This is a genomic window from Roseinatronobacter thiooxidans, assembly GCF_001870675.1.
Classification (GTDB): Bacteria; Pseudomonadota; Alphaproteobacteria; order Rhodobacterales; family Rhodobacteraceae; genus Roseinatronobacter; species Roseinatronobacter thiooxidans.
Map to the genome: position 1 here is coordinate 21,216 of NZ_MEHT01000021.1, position 9,669 is coordinate 30,884.

The 9,669-nt window shown below is 55.0% G+C and carries 7 protein-coding genes; 1 reads left to right on the top strand and 6 read right to left on the bottom strand.

The genetic code is table 11. The annotated features are described in order from the left end of the window. Positions 1–31: 31 nt before the first annotated feature. The 4 genes from BG455_RS10680 to BG455_RS10695 form a co-directional block, all read right to left on the bottom strand. Positions 32–1,762, bottom strand: a complete 1,731-nt coding sequence (locus BG455_RS10680) for a recombinase family protein (RefSeq protein ID WP_084386271.1) — start codon at positions 1,760–1,762, stop codon at positions 32–34. Between the two features lie 459 nt (positions 1,763–2,221). Next, positions 2,222–4,222 (bottom strand): AAA family ATPase, encoded by a 2,001-nt coding sequence (locus BG455_RS10685; protein WP_084386275.1) that lies wholly within the window; start codon positions 4,220–4,222, stop codon positions 2,222–2,224. Positions 4,223–4,306: 84 nt separating this feature from the next. After that, positions 4,307–4,861 carry a PDDEXK-like family protein gene (locus BG455_RS10690; RefSeq protein WP_143079919.1) on the bottom strand — a complete coding sequence of 185 codons (555 nt, stop codon included), beginning with the start codon at positions 4,859–4,861 and terminating at the stop codon, positions 4,307–4,309. An 80-nt stretch (positions 4,862–4,941) separates the two neighbouring features. After that, entirely contained in the window at positions 4,942–5,481 is a 540-nt protein-coding gene (locus tag BG455_RS10695; protein ID WP_143079920.1) for a hypothetical protein, read from the bottom strand. 125 nt (positions 5,482–5,606) lie between these two features. On the opposite strand from BG455_RS10695, the gene BG455_RS10700 reads away from it, so the two are divergent. Further along, positions 5,607–5,777 (top strand): ribbon-helix-helix protein, CopG family, encoded by a 171-nt coding sequence (locus BG455_RS10700; protein ID WP_084386279.1) that lies wholly within the window; start codon positions 5,607–5,609, stop codon positions 5,775–5,777. A 208-nt stretch (positions 5,778–5,985) separates the two neighbouring features. Here BG455_RS10700 and BG455_RS10705 read toward each other — a convergent pair whose 3' ends face one another. Beyond that, entirely contained in the window at positions 5,986–8,910 is a 2,925-nt protein-coding gene (locus tag BG455_RS10705) for a relaxase/mobilization nuclease domain-containing protein (protein WP_071470003.1), read from the bottom strand. Then, positions 8,882–9,256, bottom strand: coding sequence for a hypothetical protein (locus BG455_RS17340; protein ID WP_146257676.1), 375 nt, complete (start codon positions 9,254–9,256; stop codon positions 8,882–8,884). The genes BG455_RS10705 and BG455_RS17340 overlap by 29 nt, the downstream gene beginning before the upstream one ends. Positions 9,257–9,669 lie beyond the last annotated feature (413 nt).

Here is a 9,669-nt window from a genome sequence, read left to right on the forward strand (position 1 = left end):
GCCGCATTATTTAAAGCTCAGAGGTGCTTTCTCACACCAAACAGAACGGCGCAGGCAAGTCACGGCGGTATCGCGTCCCCGCAACCAACACAATTTCTTCAATCATATCAACACCTTCCAACCCCGCACCTGCGGGGCCGTTCGCGTTTGCGCTCTTTTTACCCTGTGTTGCGGCACCGCCCGCTTCAACCCCCGTCGCCAGACGCAACAACCCCGCAAGCGCGCCATGCAGGTCGATATCGAAGCCCTCCCCCTCCGCGCGCGGCTCCAGCACGATCTTCTCGATCAGACCCCGCAGCGCCTCGCGCGTCTCGGTCAGGCCAGCGTCTCGCGACAGCCCCCGGATCAGCGTGCCCACGCGGTCACGATAGGTCTCCGCCATCTTCGGGTGGAACCGTAAGGGGGCAGGGGAGGTTTCCATCGCCTCCAGCTTCGCCTCGATCTTCTGGCGCTGGTCATCCAGCGCGATCATCTTGTCTTTCACCTGATCGGCCGGGACGCCTGCGATGATCGCGTCCACCAGCTTGGCGTGGTCGCGTTTCAGCTGCGAGAGTTTCCGCTCGAACTCAGAGCGCGTGTTTGTCGCAGATGCGGCGAGACGGTTCCTCTCGGCTGTATAGGCCTCGCAAAACACCGTGACCGCCTCCGGGTCCATCAGGTGATGGGCCAGCGCATCCAGTACCCTCGCTTCCAGATCGGCCTGTTTGATCAGCGCCATATTGGTGCAGACAGCTTTGCCCTTGTTGCGCGCGGCCGAGCAGCCGAAGCTGTCCTTGGTCACTTTGGAAAACCCCGAGCCGCAGCAGCCACATTTCATCAATCCCGAAAACAGCGTCTTCGGCCTGCGCCGGTCCCAGACCGGGACAGGCGTGTCCTTGCTCTTCAATGCGCCTTGCCGCGCACGCACCTGTTCCCACAGATCATCCTCGATGATCTGCAGCTCTGGGATTTCCGTGATCACCCAGTCGCGCTCGGGGTTCAACCGCGAGACGCGTTTGCCGGTTTCAGGGTCTTTCACGTAGCGCAGGCGGTTCCAGATCTGGCGCCCGATATACAGCTCGTTGTTCAGGATGCCGGTGCCACGCTCGCGATTGCCATTGATCGTCGAGCTACCCCAGCGGCCACCCTGCGGGCCGGGGATGCCATCGAGGTTCAGCGCCTCGGCAATCTTTTTGGGCGATACGCCCTTCGCATAATCCTGAAAAATCCGGCGCACGACAGCGGCCTGGTCCGCGTCGATCTCACGCTCGCCGCGCACGGGTTCCCCTTTGGCATCAAGCCGCGTCAGCGCGCGGTAGCCATAGGTGATCCCGCCTGCGGATTTGCCCGAGAGCGCGCGGCCTTTCAGCCCGCGATGGGTTTTTTGCGCGAGGTCCTTGAGAAATAGGGCATTCATCGTACCCTTCAGCCCGATATGCATCTCGGAGATGACGCCCTCGGCCACAGTTTCGATCATCACATCGGCGAAGGTGAGGCTCTGGTGAATCTGGGCGATATCGGCCTGATTGCGCGACAACCTATCCAGCCCTTCGCTGACGACCACGTCAAATGCGCCGCCGCGCGCATCGCGCATCAGCTTCTGCACGCCGCTGCGCATCAGGCTTGCGCCCGACATGGCCCGGTCGGAATAGGTCTCGATCACCTCCATCCCCTGACGCGCCGCATAGTCGCGACAAGACCGGATCTGATCCTCGATCGACGCATCGCTCTGCATGTCCGTTGAAAACCGCGCATAGATCGCAGCGCGCAACTGTCCGGTCATGATCTTTCCTCCGTATGTGCCAGGGTGTTCTGGCATGCCTCTCTCATCGCTGCTGCATGATCCCGGCGCGCGATTTCGCGGGCCAGGACACGCATCAACTCAAGCCTTGCCAGATATGCCGCCCGTGGCGACGAATCTGCCCCGTTTGGTGCAAGGGAGCGGTCATCTTTCCGCTCTTCCGCCTGTTTCCGTTCTGTTGTGGTCTCAGCCCCAGCGCTCTCCAGATTTTGCTGCGCCTGTGCAGCCTTTGTCCTCTTCATGCATCATCATCCTGCCGATCATGCGCCTCCTTCTTCCGCGCAATCACGTATAAGATTCACGAAGCTTCTGCTTCACAGGCCACACAGCCTGTATGTGCATACTACCTTGTGATGGGACATTCTGTCTTGCAGGATTTGAGTGCCGCGCTGGATTTCCTGTGGAGTATTGCGTGCAGCAGGACAAGAAGCAGGCGCGCAATCACAGCCTGGCATCTTGGTGCAGTTTCGGATGACGGGCATCGATATTGTCCAGAAGGGTCACGATCTGTGCAGCATTCAGGCGGCGCGCTTGCAACAGGGTTGCCGCGATCCGTTCCAAATTCGCTTGATGGTTCTGAAGCAGCACCTGGGCATATGCGCGAGCGCGTTGCAGGCGATCCTCAACCCGTGCGCACAGCTCCGGTGAAAGGCGACTGATGTCATCGGGGAGAGGGTGCCAGATCAGCGTCGCACCAAAGCCGTAGCTCAGCTCGGCTTCCATGGCGCGGCGGGTGGCGCGGGCCAGATCGCTGTCATGGTGATTTCCGCCGCTGCCATGACAGGCTGTGCCGAACATTACCATCTCGGCAGCCCTGCCCGCGAGATCGACGGTAATGAGCGCATCGACCCTCTTTGATGTCAAATACTCCATTTTGGGCATTTCCACGAACCCGCCATTCCCGTTCAATTCAGCTCCCCGCGGGTGCGGGAGGCCGCACAGATGCCCGATCAGCAGGTGCCCCGCCTCATGGACGGCAACGCGGTGCATGAGATCGGGTGTAGGTGCTGGCGCAAGCGCGTCTGCGGCTCCAATCAAGTGATCGGTGCGCAAGTCTGTCCGCTCCCGCCGTGCCTTCGTCCGAGCGCTGCGCACAAGATTTGCAAGAGTGGCACCTACCTGACCTGAAAGCTGATCTGAAAGACGGTTCAAATCCGACGGCCTGAGCAGACCCGCAGGCACCTCTTGCTTAAGGAAACTCACAACCCCGGCGCGGTCGAGGGGGCCGACCGGGATATGCTGATCAAACCGACCGGCACGAAGGATGGCTGGGTCAACCGTCTCGGGATGATTGGTTGCGGCGATAACGATTACGCCTTCTGTCTGGTTTAGCTTGTCCAGAAGCGTAAGCAGGCCATTAACCACGCCAAGAATATAATTGGAACTGGAGGGACGGGTGCGGGCATGGAAGCTGTCGATCTCATCCAGAAAAAACACACTCGGTGCATTTGTGCAGGCCTTGTCGGCGGCCGCGTGCAATTCGCGCAGCATATCACCCTGGTGCCCCGCTTTTTGACAGTCGCTGTAACTCGTTTTGATAAAGGTAAGCTGCGCCGATCCGGCGAGAGCGCTTGCAAGATGGGTTTTGCCAGTGCCCGGAGGCCCAAACAGCAGAAATGACGATGTGACCTCGGACCACGCAATGCGCCCCTGACGCCAGTCTTCCATATCCTGAAGCAATTGCACAAATGCCTCTTTGGCCTCACGCTGGCCATGAACACTGTCCAGCGTGATGTGGCTGTCATATTGAGCGTGCTGGCACAGCTTGTGCAATTGCGCGATCGCAGCGTCTGCGGTTTGGGCCGCGAAGACACGGGCGAGCTGCAGCTCCCCCAAACCGGAGATCCCTTGATGCGGCAGAGCAGACACTTCGACAGGGGTCTTGTGCAAGATCGCCAGGATTGCAGCCAGCATCGGTGCATCTGTCGGAGCAATTGTGACGCTGACATCGATGAGGCTGCGCAGTTCGGCGCATATCGGTGATGACCCGGCTGTGAAGAGCATGACGGGATCGCCATTCAAAAGCGCTGTTTCGACCTGCTCGCGAAACTGCGCGTCGCCTGCACGGCTGACCTCGGAGCCGGGAAGTCGAATAAGATTCAAGCGCGACACGAGCGTGCGGCACCTAGCACCCTGCGGGACCAGCGTTGCATTAAGCATCTTGAATAGGGTCTTCAGGCGTATAGTGTCAGACGGCAGGGCCGCACGGATCAGAGTAATTGCTCCGGGTGCAGGCAGCATATGTGGTGCGCCGACATCTGCGTGTCCTTTAAACAGGCGCAGGATCATCAATGCGTCACAGGCGCGGTCTGGTGTGATTTCGGTCAGAATGGGCGCTGTTGGAGGATGGTCCATATTCTCGAGAAGCGAGGCAATATCCTGCGCCATTTCGCGTTCTGAGGAAAGATAGTCTCCTGCGATAGCTAAACCGGGAAGAGTCATGCAAATACCTATATCCGAGATTATGTGGCCTGCCCGATGGTGCGGGCAGGGGATTAGTGTGATGAGATGCGTATCTGGTTTCGATCAGACCGGCTCAGGTGGGCCGGACCTTGTGGCCTCAGCCAGTCCCATTGAGGCCAGCGTTTGTGTGAAGCTCGCACCCGGCCGTTTGCGCAAATCCTGGATTTCGGACATCCGGATCCTATGAAAATTCTGCCATTCGGCTGTGAACTTGATGACACTCTCTGGCAAGACAATCAGCGCCAGAATGTCAAAATCCGAGCGATTGTAAGACTTGGTGCCAGTCGGCCCGCCGCGATACCCTTTCTTGATATCAAACACGTAACTATCATGGGTCATCACATGCCTCGTCTTGATTTGGACCCGTACAAGCGCCTGTGGAAGCCACAGGATGCGGTCGAATGCCTCATGCTCTGCACAAGGGATCGAACGCTCGCCCAGCCGCATCATGACGCTGTCAAACAGCAACTCGCCTGAAGTGCCGAGCTGTTTGGCATAGTGAGAAAGGATATGTCCCGGAACCTTCGGGTAATTCCGCAGTGCCTCGCGCGCGGCACGACATTCGGGCGGCAAGGGTGGTGGAGGTGGGAGGCCTGGAAGCAAGAGCTGATGGGGCATGACGTGCCCTCCATGTTTTAAATGAGCAAGCATGGCAGCAGGGCCAAAGGCCCCGCACTAAAATTTGGAGTGAAAAACCTTCAGGCCGGGACAGGCTCTGACGCGTCCGCAGCGTCGTCCAAGGCGCCGCCAGGGCCACCGAATTCCTGAAGCTGCGCCAGATCATCGAGCCGGGAGAAAAATTCCATCTGCATTTTCTGTGCCTGCCTGCCGGCCACGCCCGCCCCCGAAATACCAAAGACATCACGATGGAGAACGCTGCGAAAGTGAAGGTGCTGACGCTCCGCATCGCTCTCAATTTCAAGAAGCGAAAGCAGGAAGAATGCCATATGGCGCAATCCGCGGTCTTCTTCGCGCCAGACATCGGCTGCGATAACGTCACAGCAGCTTTCGATAAGCGCTTCGCGGGCCTGCTCCGCCCGGCGCAATTCCTGTGCCAGCTCTGTGCCAAGCACAGCAAACCCTGCAGTCTCAATCTCCGCCTCAGCCGCGACGAGCGCCCTGATATGCATCAAGAGAATGCCAAAGGCACAGCTTGCAGGCGTATGCGCCTGCGCCTGGCCCGGTGAGAAATAGGTTCCGTCCGCACCAGAAACGGTGCTATTCCAACAATCAGTCATGGCGGTTTCTCCTATAATTGCCATGGTTAGAGCTGGTGCAAGAAGGTGAGAGCTCTTGCATCAGCTTGCAGTTCCATATAATTGACTTAATAGCATCAAAAAGTCAAGAGGTTCAGTTGAAAAAAATGGGGCGCCCTCGCACGGATACTGAGGCAGTGACTTTAAGATTGCCTCGAGAGATCATTGCGCAAATCGATGAAATTCGGCGTGGTGAGGAAGACATTCCGACGCGGCCAGAGATGATCCGCCGCATTCTGCAGTCCTGGATAGAGGAAAACACGACGCATAAAACCTGAAGGCATCGGGTTGTCTGCTGCAAGTGGGCTGCAGGCTTTGGAAATGAGGAGGGGGGCATCTCTGTGTGACTCCGGCTAGCGCAATTCCTACACACCGCGCCTATGGACGGTGGAAACCTGTTGGGAAGAATAGAGTTCAGCCTTGCTGTCCGTTCCCCGTCCTATGACACTGGGATCGCCTCAACCCGGCAATGGTCCAGCGGGCCGGTCACATCGAAAAGCTGTCATCGTAATCTGACCGAGCGGAGAGAAGCTCTTCCAGCGAGCCTGATGTGTGCTCAAAATCGATCAATCGATCGAGCTGATAAAAGAGGACTTTTTCAAGCCGTTCTTTAAAGGCTTCGATCTGAGTGTCGATTTCATCATAGCGCGGACATTCTCTGTGCAACGTAATGCGCTGCAGGTTTTCTGGGCTCACAGCCCCGCATGCGGCACCCGGGTCTGCTGGATCCGATATGGGAATGACCAGACATTTTTCCGGATTTTGTGATTCAAAACCGGTATCAACCGGATCAAATATGAACACGATCTCTTCTGGCGCATGTCGCGGTTCAGACACCACGAGTTCTATATTAATCTCAACATTCAGATCTATTCTGTTGGTCTGCTTTCCTCGTAGGAGGGCCTCATGCTGGACGGCAGTCCCGATATCAAACAAATTTCTGGCTTGAAGTGTGATTGATGTCAGATGGGCAAGATCCAGCAGGTCCAGATCGCCGATAGTTGTGATACGCATACTGGGGCTTTCGTTCGGAGTTTCGACCCGGATATTAAATGGATCAAAGACAAGATGACGTGGTTTCCTTTTGACAGGCTGCGGCCGTGGTTCTGTTACAGATTGAACAAACTCGAAAGGGCTGTCGTCTGACGGCGCTGCATCTCTTCCTGGTCTCTCCTCGCGCTTGGGGGCAACATGACCACGTTCAACGGGCAAATGCAGCATCTCCTGAAGGGCATTCCCGAGTTTTTCTGTCAGCCTCACCAATGGCCTAATTTTGTGTGCTGTAATCTCGCACACTGGTACGGGGTCGCCCTCTGAAATGTGCCGAAACAAGACGATGCGCGTCTCTGCATACCTTACCTCAAGATTGTATTGATTGGCGATGATCCGCGCGCGCATCAGTTGCAGAAGGCTTACCGCGTCAGCCCCACCTGGATTGCTGGTGCTCCCAAATCCTGCTGAAGCTTTATCTGGTTGTTGAGCAGAATCTCCATCATGGCCAGCATCTTGTCGATATCGCCCCGAAGCATAACGTTGTCTGCCTTCAGGCCCTCTAGCGCTGTCTTTGATCCGGCCAATACCTTTGCCGAGTCCCGGATCTCTAGGATCAGGTCTGTCAGCCAAGCTTCGTCCTGGGGCTTTTGCGATAAAACTTCCTCCAGGCTCACGATCAGGTTCGCCAGCTGCGAGATGAGAAGCGTCAAATGGTCCATTTGCGAAGGGTTGGTTGATAGCGGATTGGATGGTTGCGTCATTGCGACAATGCTCCTGGTTGAGAGGTGAAAGAAAGTGATCGATGCGACCGCCCACGCGTCTCAATGCACCGCGAAGGCCGATTAAATTCCCAAAGTCGATCTGAACCAGCTTGCTGACAAGGCCGCTCAGATCCTGCAATCTCGCGGCAAGCGCTGGCAGAACCTGCCGGGTGTTCGCAGATATGATGGCCGCCATTTCGGCATTTTCGGCCGGACTGTGTTCATAATTTTCCAAGCTCGCCATTGCGCCACCCACGGCGATATCCATTTCAATATCGCTCGTCTCGACCATGCCCAGCAAGCCTGCTGCCGCTCTCAGGACTTTTGCTTCCTGACTGTCTTGGGGCAGACCTGTAAATATGACTTTATTGCCCTGCCGGACCTTAGGCGCCCATCCTTGCGCGCAAAATTGGTCGATCACGCTGCCAATTGCCGTAAAAGCAATGATATCTGCGTCCTTCAGCGGACGAAATCCGACCCGGACGGAAGACTGCGCCACGAGAGCGATGTTCGGAGCCAATTCCAGAATTTCATCTGGATCAAGTGCTGTGCAGTCACCGCGGCGTCGGTCAAAAAGAACCCTGTTGCCGCAAGGCGCCGCGTGTTTGGACGAAAACTTCTCATAGAAAACATGACCACCGCCGCTGAAGACAGAGAAGATTTCTCGCAGAAATTTCTTGTAATCCTTTATGGATTTCGCGTCAGATGATCCCTGTGAAGAATATCGTTCATAATGCGAGATAACGGGTTCGGGATCGAGTTTGCCGGTTTTGGCAGTGACAGGGCTGCTGGTGGCAACCTGCGCGGACACGTCCAGTTTTTCGAAATCCGCTCCGAATAGATTTTCCAGGAAGTCGCGCCGGGCCTCACGGCAAATTCGCGATGCGGCGACATGGACCAAATGCCCGTTTGAATCTTTTGCTCTATAAACCAACCCACTCTTTAGGCCGGACTGGACAGCGGCACCGTGTTTCAGCAAGACGATCTGAAACTCCTCCCAGTTCCGGGTGGTGGAGATCGCAGAGCGGACAACTTTGGTGATCGTTTCAGCGACACTTTCGCCTTCGAGCCGTATCGACTTATCACGAATTTTGGAGCCTGCTGACCTTATGTCATAAAAGTCAGAAATGTAAAATTCATCTCCTATTTTGTATACTGATGAGTTTTTAGCTGATGAAAAGCCATACTTTCTTTCGATAAAGCTACAAAACATTGCGCCCATTCTCCGATCGAAGCCTTTATTGATGGACTTCGTCTTCTCAGTGAAAATATTGAATTTGTTGTAGACGAAATGAATATGGATTTGAGCTTTATCACCATGCAATGCTCCAATCACCTGATGTTTGCTGAGGTCGTAAAACTCAATAAAGTCCTTAAATATATTCTCAAAAAGTGAATTATCGAACCATTCCCTAATGGGCCAGCTTATGACTTGATGTACGATCGGCTTTGCGTTGTGAGGCGCCATGTTGGCTGCTATTTGCATTTCATAAATCATATTCTCCGGAACTGAGCTAAAGAATAAATTGGACAAGAATGCGATGCATTTCCCCTCGGGCGTACCCTCTTTAAGCGCCAGAATGTAGGACACAAGGCGGAAGATCCTACTCCAAGTATCGGTGAGATTTTTACTCGGGATGATTTTGCTGACGGCCATCACAATCCGCTCCTTCTGCCTGATCTTCGAAACGTACGGAGCAGAATTTTTCGTACAGATCATCGAGTATTTCTTGATATCGAGCTTGTCTCTCGATTGCGTCGGGACACTCCTCCAGCAGGATTTCTCGACTGTTGTGAAGGATTTTCAGACGTTGGAACTGCAAGCCAAGCGCGTTTCTTCCAGAGAATTTCTTGTTTTTCAGGGTGTCAATGATAACGGAAGAATATGACTTTCCGCACGCTTTCGCTTCTGCTTCGATCTGATTGTCGAGATCGACCGGAAGACGTATGCTCCTGACTCGAGTCTTTGGTCCAACAGATTTTTTCGGCATTTGTAATTGCACCTCCGTCTTGCCTTCCCCTGCAATCTAGAATCGGCTTGTTAAGAAAATCGGAATTTTTGTGGAGATAATTCCATAGTTCTTACGATTTTCTGCATCCCAGTAGATTTGGGAGGGATATGCGACGCTCTGCAGGGTCTACTTGCTTGATTGACGGTCCTGCGAACCAAGTGTCCTCAAACCAAGAATCGAAGCAGAATTTCACAAGCAATGATGCTCAGATGGTCCAGATCTGTGGTTTCTCGTTTCTTCTGTACGAAATAACTTGCTGATTGAGGATGATCAGGAGGGTGCTATGGGGAGGAAGCTGAAGGTAACAAAGGACATGGTCGCTCTTGCGCGAGCAGAAATCCTTTCCGGTGGGGGAACTATTGGTTCGGTTTCCGCGCAAAAAATGTAAGCATTCGCCGAGGGCC

Coding starts and splice junctions, on each gene's coding strand:
- BG455_RS10680 (WP_084386271.1), bottom strand. CDS start 1,762: ATGACCGGACAGTTGCGCGCTGCGATCTATGCGCGGTTTTCAACGGAC.
- BG455_RS10685 (WP_084386275.1), bottom strand. CDS start 4,222: ATGACTCTTCCCGGTTTAGCTATCGCAGGAGACTATCTTTCCTCAGAA.
- BG455_RS10690 (WP_143079919.1), bottom strand. CDS start 4,861: ATGCCCCATCAGCTCTTGCTTCCAGGCCTCCCACCTCCACCACCCTTG.
- BG455_RS10695 (WP_143079920.1), bottom strand. CDS start 5,481: ATGACTGATTGTTGGAATAGCACCGTTTCTGGTGCGGACGGAACCTAT.
- BG455_RS10700 (WP_084386279.1), top strand. CDS start 5,607: ATGGGGCGCCCTCGCACGGATACTGAGGCAGTGACTTTAAGATTGCCT.
- BG455_RS10705 (WP_071470003.1), bottom strand. CDS start 8,910: ATGGCCGTCAGCAAAATCATCCCGAGTAAAAATCTCACCGATACTTGG.